The sequence below is a fragment of the Silvimonas amylolytica genome (assembly GCF_014645555.1).
In the GTDB taxonomy this organism is placed as follows: domain Bacteria; phylum Pseudomonadota; class Gammaproteobacteria; order Burkholderiales; family Chitinibacteraceae; genus Silvimonas; species Silvimonas amylolytica.
Genome location: NZ_BMLY01000001.1, coordinates 561,522 through 577,119 on the forward strand (window position 1 = coordinate 561,522; position 15,598 = coordinate 577,119).

Here is a 15,598-nt window from a genome sequence, read left to right on the forward strand (position 1 = left end):
GACGTGGCATGTCGCCCAACTAAAAAGTCCCGCAAGCGGGACTTTTTAGTTTTCTGCTTCCGTTAAACATCTACCGGGTCAACATCAAGCGCCCAGCGTACGCCAGGGTGCTTTTCCGCACCCAGTTGCTCCAGCATTTCTCGCAATGCCGCTTGCAGGGCCGGTCTGCGCTGGGCAGAAATCAAGACCTGTGCGCGCTCCCAACCAGCCTTGCGCACCATCAAAGCGGGAACGGGCTGCGCCATATGCAGACCAGAGAAACCACGCCAGCGCTCCCGCACTTCCCGCAGAAAAGCCATGGCCCGCTGCAGATCTTTAGCTTCTGCCCGCAACATGGCCCAGGTGGAATACGGCGGTAAGGCGGTAGCTTTGCGTTCTTGCAATGTACGATCGGCGAACGCGGCATAATCCCCAGAGATCAGCATCGGGTAGAAAGGGTCATCATGGTAGCGGGTCTGGATCAATACTTTGCCCGGTTGCCCAGCCCGCCCGGCACGGCCAGCCACTTGTAGCAGCAAGGCGTAGAGCCTTTCCTGCGCGCGAAAATCCAGAGAAAACAATCCAGCATCGGCATTCAACACGACCACCAGTTGCAGATTGGCAAAGTCGTGCCCCTTGGCCATCATTTGCGTCCCCACCAGAAGCTGTGCTTCCCCTTTGTGGATTTGCTGCAACATGGCATCCAGACTCCCCTTGCGCCGCGTGTTGTCACGATCAATGCGCAATGGCGGCGTATCCGGAAACATCCCCGCCAACGTCTCTTCCAACCGCTGGGTACCAAAGCCAAGCGGCTGCAGATCGGCATTGCCACAATCTGGACAATGCGCCGGCGGTGAACTCTCCCAGCCGCAATGATGGCAACGCAAACGGCGATCTTCCCGATGCAGAACAAGTCGCGCTGTACAGCGTTTGCAACTGGCGATCCAGCCACATTCGTGACATGCCAGGACCGGCGCGTAACCACGCCGGTTGATAAATACCAGCACCTGGCCACCCTGCCCCAGGGTTTCTCGCATCGCGTTGATCGCGTTTTGGGTCAGACCATCAAACAGGCGCAGCTGTTGCGTAGATAACAACTGGATTTGCGGCGGCTTCGCGCCAGTTATCGCCCGCTGTGTGAGTGTCAGCAGTCTATAACGCGATTCGCGCATATTGCGCCAGCTCTCCATACTGGGTGTTGCACTTCCCAGAATGACCGGCACGCTGGCCTGATGCGCGCGATAAACTGCGACATCACGCGCCGAATAACGAAAACCCTCTTGCTGCCGATAAGACAAATCATGCTCTTCATCGACCACAATCAACGCCAGATCCGGCATGGGAGCAAACACGGCCAGTCGCGTTCCGAGAACAATACGCGCACGACCTTGCGCGGCCAGCAACCAATTTCGGGTGCGCTCCCCATCGGCCAGGCCGCTATGCAGCGAGACCATGAGCTCCTCAGGAAACCGCGCTTTAAAGCGCGCTTCGAGCTGCGGCGTCAGATTGATTTCGGGAATCAACACCAGCACCTGACCGCCTGCAGCCAGACGTTGCTCAATGGCACGCAGGTACACCTCCGTCTTACCGCTGCCAGTCACACCAAACAGCAAGAAAGGGGCAAAACCATCGGCAGCGTTCAACTGCTCGAGCACCACGCGCTGTTCATCGGTCAGCGCCGGTAACTCGGGCGTAACCGGCGCGCCATGGGCCGGCATGGGCGCGTCAACTTCAGTAACGAGCCCTTGCTCTTGCCAGGCTTTTAACCAGCCTGTGGCGCTCGCAGATAGCGCCCGGATTTCGTCAAGACTACGTGGTGCTGCGAGCAGATCAGCCAGCGCGCGCTGCCGATGTGCCCGGGCCGGAATCTGCTGAACCAGCGCCTGAGTATCGGTGGCGGCATACCAGGACAGCTCTTTTCCGCCTTGCCAAGGCTGAGGCTGGCGAAATGCACCTGGCAACGCCGCCGCGATCACTTGTCCCAAAGGCCAGGCATAGTAGTCAGAGCAAAAGCGGCACAACGCCAGCACATGCCGGGGCAACGGCGGCATGTCATGGAGCACTTGCTGCACCAGTTTGAGCTGCTCGACCTTCAGCCCGGCTGTACCCGCGAATTCCGAATTGACCTTGATAATCACGCCACACAGCAATTGGCGGCCAAATGGCACGATCACCCTGAGTCCAGGAATTGGCGATTCACCTTCCAGGCGATAATCGAATGTGCGCTGTAATGGCACATCCAGCGCAACTTGTAAGTAAACTTCGGGCATTCAGGCACCAAAATATGCCACGGAAAACTACCCACAGCTTCTGTGGATAACTTTGTGAAGAACTTGCGGGAAACTCTGTGAAACCCGCGTTACAACAAGATGTAGGCTGGATTGCCTATTTTTTAAACCAAAATAAAAATACGAATAAAATCAACAAGTTAGATTATTTGTATTGTTTTGACACTGGATTGTCATCAGGGCTTGACAAAGCGGTTTGATCCCTGTTTTTCCGTGTGCATAAGTAAATGCTACAGACATATTGCAAGCTTTTGCTTTCAAAGCCAGGTTCTTGATTTCAAGAGAAATCAGTAAATGCCAGCAGAATTACGAGTGATAGCTTTTTGAAAGCTTATGCACACTTTCTACCAAAATGCTTACATTATCAGGCGGGGTAAACTGACTAATTCCGTGGCCAAGATTAAAGATATGGCCAGTGCCTGAACCATACGAAGCCAGCAATCGCGCCACTTCACCCTCAATTGCATTGGGTGAGGCCATTAATGCCACCGGATCAAAGTTTCCTTGCAAGGCAACCTGACTGCCAACCCGCTGACGTGCAGCACCCAGGTCAACGGTCCAGTCCAGCCCCAAGCCATCACAGCCGGTCGCGGCCATGTCTTCCAGCCACAGGCCACCGCCCTTGGTAAACAGGATCACCGGCACACGGCGACCCTCCGCTTCACGCGTCAAACCCTGCACCACGCGTTGCATGTAAGCCAGAGAGAACTCCTGGTATTTGCCCGCAGCGAGCGAGCCACCCCAGGTGTCAAAAATCATCAGTGCCTGCGCGCCTGCGGCTACCTGCGCATTCAGGTAATCAATCACGGTCCGCGCATTCACGTCCAGGATGTGGTGCAGCAATTCCGGGCGGCTATACAACATGGTTTTGACGTTGCTGTAGCTGTCAGAACCGCTGCCTTCGATCATGTAACAGGCCAATGTAAACGGGCTACCGGAGAAACCAATCAGCGGTACGCGGCCATCAAGCGCCTTGCGAATCGAACTGACCGCATCGAACACATATTGCAGTTCCGCGCCGACATCAGGCACCGCCAGTTTGCGGATAGCACTTTCTTCACGCAGCGGGTGGGCAAAGCGCGGCCCTTCCCCTTCTGCAAACGACAGCCCCAAGCCCATGGCATCTGGCACCGTCAGGATGTCAGAAAACAGGATGGCGGCATCCAGCGGGAAACGCTCAAGCGGTTGCAACGTGACTTCCGTTGCCAGTTCTCTGGATTTGCACAGACTGAGGAACGAGCCCGCGCGAGCACGCGTGGCACGGTATTCCGGCAGATAGCGTCCGGCCTGGCGCATCAGCCACACCGGGGTGTACGGCACCGGCTCACGCATCAGGGCGCGCAGGAAAACGTCGTTCTTCAATTGTGCAGTCATGGCTCAACCTGTTGTGGTTCCGGCAACGGCCAGCAGACAACACCGGCGCCGTGCAGGATAACATCTTGTCGCACTGGCCCAAATGCCGGGCCGGCGAGCATGGTGATCTGAAAGCGCCGTCAAAAGCGCCAGCACGCGGGGGCACGGATCATACCGGGCCAGACCCGGCGTGCCAAGCACAAACCGGCATTGGCGCGCTGCTTTACTGTTGTATTGCTTTATTGTTCTTCGGGCTGCGGTGTAGCCATTTTGCATGGCCGCTGTGTCCAGCTTTTACCGCCGGCACATTGCCAGTCCTGGCGCGCGGCGGTAATAAACCAGGTTTTATCCGCATAGTCGAGCACCAGGTGGTAGCGCAGCGCACTGCGCGATGCTTCCAGCGCCCCGTTCATGGTGACATCCACCTCAGCGTGTTGCAGGGTTTTGCCACTGGCACGCTGGGTGAGTATGAGCTTGCTGTAGTCGAACAAACCAACTTCGTTGGAAGCGTGATCACCGAGAAAACCAAAAACAACCTGTACCGGCGCTTCGCCTACGCGGCCGCGATAAATGGACTTGGGCAAAGGCAGCTTTGCGCTGGCATCTGCCGGTGCTGCGGCGGCCTCATCCTGAGCATCGTCATTCGGCGCGATTATCACGTCAGCTGCATGTGCAGTCCAGGTACCGGCGGCCAGCAACAGCGCCGCCAAAGTGCGTTTCATGATCATCCCCTGCTCCATTCTTTTGATGGTTGGCTCTGCATAAACAAACTGCCGGGCCGGTTTCATATCACCGGCCCGGCAGTTTTCCTGAACACAACGCAGGCAAGCAGCCTGCTTGCAAATCCAGCAACTTACTCTTTGGCAGCCCAGGTATCACGCAGGGTGACGGTGCGGTTAAACACCGGTTTGCCGCCTGCAACATGATCCTTGCGATCGGTCACAAAATAACCCAGACGCTCAAACTGGTAACGGGTCTCTGGCGCTGCTTCGCGCACGGCCGGTTCGACGTAGCCAGTTATAACCTTGAGCGAATTCGGGTTAATGAACTGTTTGAAGTCCACATATTCGCCGTCTTCGCCGCGCACCGCATCCGGACGGGCTTCGGTGAACAGGCGGTCATACAAACGCACTTCAGCTTCAATGGCGTGATGTACGGCAATCCAGTGGATCACGCCCTTGACCTTGCGGCCGACCGGGTTCTGGCCCAGCGTTTCAGGGTCGATCGAGCACTTGAGCTCTATCACGTTGCCATCAGCGTCCTTGATCACTTCATCGCACTTGATCACGTAGGAGTAACGCAGGCGCACTTCGCCACCCAGCGTCAGGCGCTGCCACTTGGGCGGCGGCACTTCAGCAAAGTCTTCACGCTCGATGTACAGCTCGCGACCAATCGGGATTTCACGCTCACCCATGTTTTCATGATGCGGGTGGAAGGGTGCGCTCCGGCTGCCAGTCACGCCTTCTTCGAAGTTGGTCAGCGTAACCTTGATGGGATCAAGCACGGCGATCACGCGCGGGCTGGTTTCTTCCAGCGTTTCACGCACGGCGCCTTCCAGCGAGGAAAAATCAACCACGTTCGGGGTTTTGGATACACCAGCACGTTGTGCAAACAAGCGAATGCCTTCCGGGCTATAGCCACGGCGACGCATACCCGTGATGGTCGGCATGCGCGGGTCATCCCAGCCCGTCATCAGTTTTTCGTCGACCAGTTGCTTGAGCTTGCGCTTGGAGGTCACTACGCTCAGCAGCTCCAGGCGAGAGAATTCGATCTGTTGCGGGTGAGCCGGAATGGTGATGTTGTCCAGCACCCAGTCATACAACGGGCGGTGGTCTTCAAATTCCAGCGTACACAGCGAATGGGTAATGCCTTCCAGCGCATCAGAAATGCAATGGGTGTAGTCGTACATCGGGTAGATGCACCACTTGTCACCGGTCTGATGGTGAGTCGCACGGCGAATACGGTAGATCACCGGATCACGCAAATTGATGTTGCCAGAAGTCATGTCGATCTTCAGGCGTAGTGTCTTGCTGCCATCCGCGAACGCGCCGTCACGCATCTGGCGGAACAGCGTCAGGTTTTCTTCCGGCGTACGGCTGCGGTACGGGCTTTCTTTGCCCGGCTCGTTCAGATTGCCGCGATACTGACGCATTTCTTCCGGCGTCAGATCATCCACGTAGGCTTTGCCGGCGTTGATGAGTTCTTCGGCGTAGGCGTAAAGCTGGTCGAAGTAATTCGAGGCGTAGCGTACCTCGCCCTTCCACTCGTAGCCCAGCCAGCGCACATCTTCCTGGATGGCGTTGATGTATTCGTCTTCTTCCTTCTCCGGATTGGTGTCATCCATGCGCAGGTTGCATTCGCCCTGGTAATCCTGGGCAATGCCAAAGTTCAGACAGATCGACTTGGCATGACCCACATGGAGGTAGCCGTTGGGCTCTGGCGGGAAACGCGTCACTACAGAGGCACGTTTGCCGGAGGTGAGGTCGTGGTCGATGATGCTGCGGATGAAATTGCTCATAACCGGTGCGGCGTCGTTGCTCATGACAAATGCAATTCGTGAAGATCGAAAGGAAAGATTGTAGCCGAAAACCGCGCCAACGCCGGTCTTGCGCGAACACAATCAGCCACGGGCTTGCAACAGAATGTCCAGACCGGCCAACACAGCGCTACTGCTCATCGGATTTTTCCCACAAAAACAGTGGGTAACCAGATATTCCGTCGTCATGACATGTCCAACACATGCGCCGTTTTGCCCTGCGCAACTTGTGACACGTTGGAGGACATGATGAAAATCTCTGCGTATTCCCACATGCTGGTTTCCGATCATGCGGGCTGGGATGAACTACGAACCCGCCACCCCACCAGACGTGACACTTTTTTCAAACTGGTGTTACCGCTCTCTATCCTGCCAACATTGATGATTGGCTGGGCAGGCATGAGTCACGGCAGTTTTTATGCGCCAAGCGTCTCACTCAACTACTGGGTGATTACCGCATTGGTGTTCTTTGCAGCGGAACTGATCACCGTACGCGGCATGGCCTGGGTCATTGATTTGTTATCCCGCCCCTTGGTTGGACATTCAGATCAAGACAGCAGTTATTTGCTGGCCACATTGGCAGCGGTGCCGCTGTGGCTGTCTTCATTGACGCTGTTTGTACCGGTCGTGGCCTTTAATTTGCTGTGCGGTGTGCTAGGCCTTGCGATCGCCTGCATGCTCTTGTACCACGGCATTCCAGCCATGCTCGGGCACCCGCGTGATGAAGACACGCGTGACATGACCTGGCTGACGATGTGGATTGGCGCCGGCGCCTGGGCCATCCTGGGGGTGATTGCCGCGCTGCCAGTGATCATCCGCTGATGCATTTGGCGGGCCGGTACCGAACCTGATAGCCTGCGTTTCTCCTGTTTCCGGACTTCTTCCGGGCAGATTGACGCAGGCACAGGCATGTCTACCCGTTTCCCCATCCGCTTTGACTGGAAAGACCTTGAACTGATTCTGGCGCTGGCCGAAACCGGCAGCATTGCCGGCGCGGCTGAGCGCAACCATATGGTCGCATCGGCGGTCAGCAAGCGCTTGTCTGATCTGGAACAGCAATTCGGGGCTGCGCTGGTCGAACGCCATGCCCGCGGCGTGCGTCTGACGCCGGCTGGTGAAGCGCTGCGTGCCCGTGCGGGTCACTTGTTAGATGAGGCCCACCGCCTGCAAGGCGAGTTGCGCGACTATGCCAGCGGTGTCACCGGCCATGTACGGCTGTTTACCAATATTTCTGCCATTGTCGAATTCCTGCCGAGGGCATTGGCGGCTTTTCACCAGATCTATCCGGGTATCCGTGTAGAACTGCAAGAGCAGGTCAGCGCTGACGTTGCAGAAGCGGTCCGTGCCGGGGTGGCTGACCTGGGCATTGTCAGCGAGTTACCGCACATGCCGGATCTGGCGTTTACGCCGTTCCGGCAAGATGAATTGCAACTGGTGGTGCCCGCTGGCCATCCACTGGCAACACGGGAGCAACTCTGTTTCTCTGAGGCACTGGGCTACCCGTTGGTTGGCCTGCATACCAACAGCACCCTGCACGGCCGGCTTACGCGTGAGGCCGCGCAGGCAGGGCACGAATTGCGCCCGCTTGTGCAAGTCACCAGTTTTGATGCGGTCTGCGCCATGGTCGCAGCGGGCCTTGGCGTTGGCGTAGTGCCACGTGGCGCGACCACGCCGTATGTTCAATCACTGGGGCTGATCGGCCTGACACTGAACGACGACTGGGCGCAACGCCAGCTGTGTCTGTGCACGCGCGCAAATGCCGTTGGATCGCCGGCCATGCAAATGCTGTTTGCCCATTTGCGCGGCACATCTGAAGCAGCAACCTGAAAGACATCACTTTTTGTGATGCATGCATCACCACGCATCAATTTTCGAGAATTTCTACCTGCGGCATAGTGACTCCATCATTCAAGGAGCACTACCTATGGCACGCTGGAACCCGCAAGACTATGCCCGCAATTCGTCCGGCCAGGAGCGCTGGGCCGTTGAATTGATCGCCCAGCTTGGGCTCAAGCCAGATGACACCGTACTGGATGTCGGCTGTGGTGATGGCCGCCATACCGCTGCCATTGCCGCTCACGTGCCCCAAGGCAAAGTGCTGGGCACGGATTACTCCCCCGACATGATCATTCACGCACAGGTCGAACATGGCCCGGAACGCTACCCCAATCTGGCCTTTGAAGTTGCCGATGCGGCTGCGTTGCCGTATCACGAGCAGTTTTCAGTGGTGTTTTCCAACGCCGCCATTCACTGGGTACCAGGTGAACACGCTGGCGTGTTGCGTGGCGTTGCCAACGCACTCAAACCGGGTGGTCACGCCCTCTTGCAACTGGGTGGACACGGGAACGGCGCTACGGTGATCGCAGCATTTGATGAGGTGCGCTCGCAGCCACAATGGGCACCCTGGTTTGAACACTTTCGCTTTCCCTATGGTTTTCACACTGTCTCTGATTATCAGCGCTGGGCTCAAGCCGCAGGGTTGGAGGTCACCGACGCCAGGTTGATTCCCAAAACCATGGAATATCCGGATCGGGCGGCGCTGACAGGCTGGTTCCGCACGGCGTGGTTGCCATTCATTGAACCCGTGCCTGCAGACAAGCAGGCCGCGTATCTGGAAGAAGTTACAGATGCCTGGGTTGCGGCCAACCCCGGCGCATTTGATGTCGGCATGATGCGCCTGCAGGTCAGTCTGAAAAAACCGGCGTGACCCTGTTTTAACGTTCAGGACACCTGATGTTTCAAGGTTACCCACCACAAATCATCAAACTTTTAACCATCCGGAAATAGCTTTTTCAGCTCATGAACTAAGCTGGCCTCGCCTGGCTGAAGAAAACCGGCCAACCTGTTTTGACTTCCCTTCCCGGCAACCCAACGGCGCCGGGAAGGGAGTTACAACTCCAGGCGATCAGCCCGCGCTCACTTTTTTACCCGTGGCATCGTAAATGGTTTTGCACTGCTGGCATGCGCAGCCGCCCATGGGAACCCCCAGACGCCTGCGCTCAGCCAAAGAAATAAACCTGGGTAAATCTGCCTGGCATTCCTGGCATTTTTTGGCGGGCATGAGGAACATGAAAATGCCTCCCACAGCGGCCCCCACCAACGAAGCCCCCAAAGCGACCTCAACGTACCCCATTTTCAGTGCTCCTCTCACATTGAAGAGGAGGCATTTCAGCAGAGGGAAAACCAGTGCGATATAAGAAAATACTTAATTAAAACAATAAAATAACACCCAACCTCAGCATCCAGACAACAAAATACAGCTACCCGTTGCCCATTCATGAATCTGTGAGCAGGCCTGAAAAGGGCTGTGTGTTCAAGAAAAGGCCCTGCCGCTGCGCACAACCAGCCCCAACCCGCCTTTTCAGCACCTCGCCCACGCAGACTCAGCTCATTTTTGCCATAGCGCGTGCGCGCAGTGCTTGCGGCATGCGCGTGGCTGATCTGATCCGTGTCGGTTCGCCAAAGCGCAGCAAATTGCCGTGCGGATCGATCACGATCATTTCTTTCATGTGCCAGGGTTGCTGTACCGGCGTACGCACCGTCAGACCCCTGGCCTGAAAGGATTTGTGCAAGGCCCCGATGTCCTCAGTGTGCACATAGCAGGCCGTATGTTCTGCCACATAACGTTCGCTGCATAACCAGAAATGCAGCTCTACATCATCACGCCCGACGATGAGGTAGTCATCCGCCCAATGGAGCGGTTCAAAACCCAGTTTGTTGCAATAAAAATCAAGTGTGACTTCAAAATCGAGCGATGCCAGAATCGGCACCATGCTCTGGATTGTTGCGGTCATCGCATTCTCCCTCGATGCTCTGCGCGCCTGCCTTCATGTTGCCCAGGCAAGCCTGTAACAATCCCCCCAACAATAACCCGTGTCCGATAAGCCGATTCCGGTCTGGACAATTCATGGAATAATCCGTTTTGACGCTGACACGCCAGTTTTCTCTGGCGGCAAGAGACCAACGGAGACACCATGCTGATCCAGAACCAGACTGTAGACCTTGCCACGCCGACGGGCACCATGCGCACTTACGTGCACCGCCCCAACGCGGCAGGCCGTTTCCCGGCTATTCTTTTTTATTCGGAAATTTTCCAGCAAACCGCGCCCATTGAACGGGCGGCCCGCTATCTTGCGGGTCACGGCTATGCAGTACTGGTCCCCGAAGTATTCCACGAACTCAACCCGATTGGCACTGTTCTGGGGTACGACGATGATGGGAAAAATAAAGGTAATGCCGACAAGTCAGCCAAACCAGTGACTGATTACGACTCTGACAACCGCGCCATGATCGACTGGTTGCAGCAACAGGATTGGTTTAACGGGCACCTGGGCGCAATGGGTTTTTGCATAGGCGGTCATCTGGCGTTCCGGGCGGCAGTCCAGCCTGAAGTAAAAGCGACCGCCTGCTTCTATGCCACTGATCTGCATACGCAAACCATCCCCAATGTACCGGGTCAACACACCATGGAGCGGCTGGGTGACGTCAGGGGCGAGATGCTGATGATCTTCGGCAAGCAAGATCCGCATGTCCCGCCAACCGGCCGCGTGCAGATCTATAACGCCATGACCCAGGCCGGACTGTCTTTCACCTGGCATGAAGTCAACGGCCAGCACGCTTTCATGCGTGATGAGGGCGACCGTTTCGACCCGCAACTGGCCTCTTTGGGGTATCAGTTGGCGTTTGATTTGTTCCAGCGCAATCTGCGTTAAGCCACGATAGTTACACCAAGACATTCCGGTTATTTTCATAGATATATTCTATGAGTGAAGTTGGAATATTTCATTTCCATAAATGAGAATGATTCTTGATAATGAGTTCGTAGCATAACGCTGAACCAGGACTCATCATGACCGCACTCATTCTCAACCTTGGCGAACAACTCTCGGCCCCCAACCAGGGCCCGGCTCCGTTCAAAAAGCGCTATGCCGTGTTGGCACTCGCGGTGCTGGTTGCGGGTTCGGTCTTTTTCTGGTTCACCCGGCACAATCTTGAGGCTGGTTGGGTTGCCGGCGGTAGCGTGGCATTGGCCACCGCCCTCGGCGCCCTGCCCGTCGCCTTCGCCCGGCGCATGCCAGAAAACCTGGCCAGCAGTTTGATGATGATTGGCGGTGGCATCATGGCCACAGTCACTATCGGTAGTGTCTTGCCTGAAGCCCATGAGGGAATGACCAGAGGCATGTCATCAGGCGTGGCGCTTTCCAGCGTTCTGGTGATCACCGTGTTGGGGGCCTGGGGCTTCGCGACATGGCAAGCCAGTGCAAACAAGCTTGCTGCAAAGAGCGGCGCAGAAGCTGAGCGTTTTGGTTTGTTGTTGTTCGCCCTTGCCATGACTTTGCAAAACTTGCCCGAAGGCATCGCTGCGGGTGTCTCCATGGCCGGTTCCGCCCACGGCAGCGCCCTCACCTTCGGGATCAGTCTCCAGGACATTCCGGAAGGCTTTGCAGTGGCCACCGCCTTGTTACGCGCTGGCGCTTCGCCGACGAAGGCCGCACTGGGTGGCATGGCCAGCGGCCTGGTTGAATTGGTCGGTGCCCTGATCGGCGCCGCGGCGCTCAGCGTCTCTGCTGCTCTGTTACCCGTATTGCTGGCCTTGGCCGCTGGTGCCATGTTGTGGGTTATCGGCAAAGAAATGGGCCCGCGCCTTCTGGCCAGACCCGGCGTCCTGCAGGCGAGCTTTGCAACGGGTTTGTTGATTGCTGTTGGTTTCAATTTCTTGCCAGCATGACCGATCGGTGAGCCGAAAAACACTTGCAAATCAACCCGGTAACCAAGAGCACCTGCATGGTGCTCTTTTTTTTGACCCTTGCTGGCGTCAGACTGATTGCGCCAATGCCTTTCAACAGGTTACAAAGTTGCAAATCGAATTCTTAAAACAGGCGCTATATTGATTGAAAGCTGATATACCGCAACGTTACGAATATCAAAACAAATCATTTCAGGTTGTTATGCAGGGCACGTTGCCCCGTTAGACCCTGTTCGAGCCTCGTATGTCTCATGAGCATCTGATTGCGTGTCACGAGTGTGATCTCTTGTTGCGTCCACCAGAACTGGAGGCCGGTGGTGTCGCGCACTGCCCGCGCTGTGGGGCCACGTTGTACAAGTCGTCCTATCGCAGCCAGGAACGCGCCCTTGCCTTTACCGTCAGCGCCATCATCCTTTTGATGCTGGCTAATATGTTTCCAATTATGGGTTTGCAGATTGGCGGCAATCAGGTGTCATGCACGCTCTCAAGCGCCGCTCTGATGCTGTACCACGAAGGCATGCAAGAACTGGGCGTTCTGGTCCTCATCACCACCGTTATTGTGCCCACGGCACAAATGCTGATCATGTTGTACGTATTGTTGCCATTGTCGCTGGGCTATTTGCCTCCGCGTATCCCGGACATGTTGCGGATGCTGGATATGTTGCGGCCCTGGAGCATGGTCGAAGTCTTCATGTTGGGCATTCTGGTTTCTCTTACCAAGCTAACCGCAATGGCCACGGTCATTCCGGGCATTGCGCTGTGGTCTTTCGCCGCATTGATGGTGTTGATCACGGCGGCCATGTCCAGCTTTAATCCGCGCCAGATCTGGCTGCAACTACCCGTGGAACCCCGATGAGTCCGCGCCCTGTTTCTGCTGCCGAGGCAGGTCTGCTCAACTGTCACAGCTGCGGTCTGCTGAGCAAGAACGTGCCCGATGCAAATGATCGTTGCCCACGATGCGGCGCCCATTTGCATATGCGCAAGCCGGATAGCCTGGCCCGTACCTGGGCTCTGTTGATTGCCGCTTTTCTGCTGTACATCCCGGCAAATATTCTGCCTGTGATGCATACCGCCTCCATTATTTATGAGGAGGACGACACCATCATGAGCGGCGTGGTGTATCTGTGGACCTCGGGCTCCTGGCCATTGGCCATCCTTGTGTTTTGCGCCAGTGTGACCGTGCCCCTGGCCAAGTTGATTGCCCTGTCTACCCTTGCCTGGACAGCGCAACACAAGTCTACCTGGCGCCAGCAAGAGCGCACCAGGCTCTACCGGTTGGTCGAGCTCGTTGGACGTTGGTCGATGCTGGATATTTTTGTGGTGACGCTGATGGTCGGGCTGGTTCACTTCCAGTCTCTGGCGACGATTTCCGCCGGGCCGGGCGCGGTCGCTTTCGCTTCTGTTGTTGTGCTTACCATGTTTGCCGCCATGTCTTTTGATCCACGCCTGATTTGGGACCCTGAGCAAAAACAAGATGACTGATCAGACACACACTCCTGCTCCACAAGATGACGATATCCCCACCGCCAAGGCCTTACCCAAGCGACGCTTGCCGTCTTTGATCTGGCTGATCCCCATCGTGGCGGCACTGGCGGGCGGCTGGATTGCCGTCCATGCCATCATGCAACGCGGCCCGACGATCACCATCCGTTTTGATACAGCAGAAGGCATTGAGGCTGGCAAAACCAAAATCAAATACAAAGATGTGGATATCGGCAATGTCACCGGCGTGGTGCTCACTGAAGATCGCCAGCACATCAAAGTTACCGCACAGCTGGCCCATGCCACGGATGATTTGCTGGGCGACAAAACCCAATTCTGGGTTGTCCGTCCACGCGTGGCTGGCGGAACGGTGAGTGGTTTGTCGACATTGCTGTCCGGTGCTTTTATCGGGATCGATCCTGCCCGTAAAGCGACCGACAAGCGCGATTTTGTCGGGCTGGAACAGGCCCCTATCGTCACCGCACGCCAGGCCGGGCGCGAGTTTGTGCTCAAAGCGCAAGACATGGGGTCGATTGATGTCGGTACACCGCTGTTCTTCCGGCGGGTTCAGGTGGGTGAAGTGTCTGCCTATACGCTCGACAAGGATGGCAAAGGCATCACCGTTAAAGCGTTTGTTCATGCGCCGTATGACCAGTACGTCACCAGCAACACCCGGTTCTGGCATGCCAGCGGTGTCGATGTCTCGCTTGATGCCAACGGCCTGAGGATTGAAACCCAGTCGCTGGCGTCCATTGCCATCGGCGGCATTGCTTTCCAGGCCCCACCCGATCAGCCTGTGGCCGAAGCCGCAGCGGCCGAAACCCAATTCACCCTGGCGGCTGACCGTAATAGCGCCATGAAAGAAGCCGACCGCGAACGTGCACCATTTGTGCTGTATTTCCGCGAATCGCTCCGTGGTTTGTCTATAGGCGCGCCTGTTGATTTCCGGGGCATTACCATTGGTGAGGTAAAAGCCATCAACTTCGAGTTCTCCAAAGAGAAACACGAAATCCTGATGCCAGTCACCATTGATCTGTATCCGGACCGCTTGCGTGGCCGCCTCAAGCAAGACGCCAAAGACGTAGACAGCCCTACGGAAAAAGTCCGCATTCTGAACGCCATGGTCGCCCACGGTTTGCGCGCCCAGTTGCGCACGGGCAATCTGATCACCGGCCAGTTGTATATTGCGCTTGATTTCATGCCGGGCGCCGGCAAGGCCGAGATCGACTGGAAACAGTTCCCGCCCTCCATGCCCACCATCGCCGGTAGCCTGACGCAGTTACAGGATACCGCGCTGTCCATCGCCAAAAAGCTGGATGCCCTGCCGATTGAGTCCATGGGCAAGAATGCCGATCAGGCGCTGCGCAACGTCAACAAGGTGCTGGATAACGCGGATGCTCTGGTGAGCAAGCTGAAAAACGAAGTGACGCCAGAAGCGCAAGCCACGCTCAAACAAGCGCAAGATGCCATTGACCAGGCCAGACAAACCCTCTCGCCCGATGCGCCGGTGCAGCAAAACATGAATGACACGCTGCAAGAGGTGTCCAAAGCCGCGCAAGCCTTCCGCGACCTCTCTGACTATCTCAGCCGCCATCCGGATGCCCTGCTCCGTGGCCAGAAGGAAGATGCCAAATGATCCGCTCCGCCCTCTCACTTGCCCTTGCAGCCACCGTGATCACGCTGGCCGGTTGTGGCTCGGCGCCGCCGGAACGCTACTACGCCCTCAACCCGGTGCCAGCGCCCGCGAACATACCCCCGTCCAACCTGGCTATTGCGGTGGCAGTCGTGAATATTCCACCAGCAGTTGATCGGCCGCAGTTTGTGATCAACCAGCCCGATAACAGCCTGACTTTGCTGGAACAGCAACGCTGGGCTGCGCCGCTGAAAAACCAGATACCGGCCACGTTGTCCGTTGATTTGTCACGCCTGCTGGGTACACCCAACGTCACGGCGTGGCCTCAATTGCCACTGCCAACCACGAGTTGGACGATCAGCGTGAATATCCAGCGCTTTGATTCCATACCGGACAAAATGGCGGTACAGGAGGCCACCTGGCAAATTCTGGACAAAACCAGCACGCCGGTGAAGAGCGGGCGCAGTGTGTTTGAAGAACCCGTGCAAGGCACCGGCTACGCGGCCATGGCGGCCGCGCATGAACGGGCATTGGGTAAACTGGCTGCGGATATCGCGGCAGCAATCCCTCGCTAGCCTGGC

Annotated in this window: 14 protein-coding genes; 9 read left to right on the forward strand and 5 right to left on the reverse strand. The window is 56.7% G+C overall.

All coding sequences use genetic code 11. The annotated features are described in order from the left end of the window. Nucleotides 1-62: 62 nt before the first annotated feature. The 4 genes from IEX44_RS02515 to IEX44_RS02530 all read right to left on the reverse strand — a co-directional run bounded on the left by IEX44_RS02515 (nt 63) and on the right by IEX44_RS02530 (nt 6,162). On the reverse strand, nt 63-2,249 hold the full coding sequence (locus tag IEX44_RS02515) for a primosomal protein N' (protein ID WP_188688361.1): 2,187 nt from the start codon (nt 2,247-2,249) through the stop codon (nt 63-65). A 324-nt stretch (nt 2,250-2,573) separates the two neighbouring features. Then, nucleotides 2,574-3,641 carry a uroporphyrinogen decarboxylase gene (gene hemE, locus IEX44_RS02520; RefSeq protein WP_188688363.1) on the reverse strand — a complete coding sequence of 356 codons (1,068 nt, stop codon included), beginning with the start codon at nt 3,639-3,641 and terminating at the stop codon, nt 2,574-2,576. A 218-nt stretch (nt 3,642-3,859) separates the two neighbouring features. Next, on the reverse strand, nt 3,860-4,342 hold the full coding sequence (locus IEX44_RS02525; RefSeq protein ID WP_188688365.1) for a hypothetical protein: 483 nt from the start codon (nt 4,340-4,342) through the stop codon (nt 3,860-3,862). Between the two features lie 131 nt (nt 4,343-4,473). Further along, the gene (locus tag IEX44_RS02530; protein WP_188688368.1) at nt 4,474-6,162 is read right to left on the reverse strand and encodes a glutamine--tRNA ligase/YqeY domain fusion protein; all 1,689 of its coding nucleotides are present in this window, start codon (nt 6,160-6,162) and stop codon (nt 4,474-4,476) included. A gap of 243 nt (nt 6,163-6,405) precedes the next feature. Here IEX44_RS02530 and IEX44_RS02535 point away from each other — a divergent pair, with 243 nt between their 5' ends. The 3 genes from IEX44_RS02535 (at nt 6,406) to IEX44_RS02545 (ending at nt 8,863) form a co-directional block, all read left to right on the forward strand. Further along, nucleotides 6,406-6,978: a Yip1 family protein gene (locus IEX44_RS02535; RefSeq protein WP_229678699.1), complete on the forward strand. Its 573-nt coding sequence runs from the start codon at nt 6,406-6,408 to the stop codon at nt 6,976-6,978. 87 nt (nt 6,979-7,065) lie between these two features. Beyond that, nucleotides 7,066-7,983 (forward strand): LysR family transcriptional regulator, encoded by a 918-nt coding sequence (locus tag IEX44_RS02540; protein WP_188688371.1) that lies wholly within the window; start codon nt 7,066-7,068, stop codon nt 7,981-7,983. A 97-nt stretch (nt 7,984-8,080) separates the two neighbouring features. Beyond that, on the forward strand, nt 8,081-8,863 hold the full coding sequence (locus IEX44_RS02545) for a class I SAM-dependent methyltransferase (protein WP_188688373.1): 783 nt from the start codon (nt 8,081-8,083) through the stop codon (nt 8,861-8,863). Between the two features lie 676 nt (nt 8,864-9,539). Here IEX44_RS02545 and IEX44_RS02550 read toward each other — a convergent pair. Next, the gene (locus IEX44_RS02550; protein ID WP_188688375.1) at nt 9,540-9,950 is read right to left on the reverse strand and encodes a bleomycin resistance protein; all 411 of its coding nucleotides are present in this window, start codon (nt 9,948-9,950) and stop codon (nt 9,540-9,542) included. A 180-nt stretch (nt 9,951-10,130) separates the two neighbouring features. On the opposite strand from IEX44_RS02550, the gene IEX44_RS02555 reads away from it, so the two are divergent. From IEX44_RS02555 to IEX44_RS02580, 6 genes are all read left to right on the forward strand, one after another. Next, nucleotides 10,131-10,868 carry a dienelactone hydrolase family protein gene (locus IEX44_RS02555; RefSeq protein ID WP_188688377.1) on the forward strand — a complete coding sequence of 246 codons (738 nt, stop codon included), beginning with the start codon at nt 10,131-10,133 and terminating at the stop codon, nt 10,866-10,868. A gap of 137 nt (nt 10,869-11,005) precedes the next feature. Continuing rightward, nucleotides 11,006-11,884 (forward strand): ZIP family metal transporter, encoded by an 879-nt coding sequence (locus IEX44_RS02560; RefSeq protein ID WP_188688379.1) that lies wholly within the window; start codon nt 11,006-11,008, stop codon nt 11,882-11,884. 262 nt (nt 11,885-12,146) lie between these two features. Further along, complete coding sequence (locus tag IEX44_RS02565) at nt 12,147-12,758, forward strand: paraquat-inducible protein A (protein ID WP_188688381.1); 612 nt, start codon at nt 12,147-12,149, stop codon at nt 12,756-12,758. Then, the gene (locus IEX44_RS02570; protein ID WP_188688383.1) at nt 12,755-13,384 is read left to right on the forward strand and encodes a paraquat-inducible protein A; all 630 of its coding nucleotides are present in this window, start codon (nt 12,755-12,757) and stop codon (nt 13,382-13,384) included. Before IEX44_RS02565 ends, IEX44_RS02570 begins: the two co-directional genes overlap by 4 nt. Continuing rightward, nucleotides 13,377-15,020, forward strand: a complete 1,644-nt coding sequence (locus IEX44_RS02575; RefSeq protein WP_188688385.1) for a PqiB family protein — start codon at nt 13,377-13,379, stop codon at nt 15,018-15,020. The genes IEX44_RS02570 and IEX44_RS02575 overlap by 8 nt, the downstream gene beginning before the upstream one ends. Then, nucleotides 15,017-15,592 (forward strand): PqiC family protein, encoded by a 576-nt coding sequence (locus tag IEX44_RS02580; RefSeq protein WP_188688387.1) that lies wholly within the window; start codon nt 15,017-15,019, stop codon nt 15,590-15,592. Before IEX44_RS02575 ends, IEX44_RS02580 begins: the two co-directional genes overlap by 4 nt. The last annotated feature ends 6 nt before the right edge of the window (nt 15,593-15,598 follow it).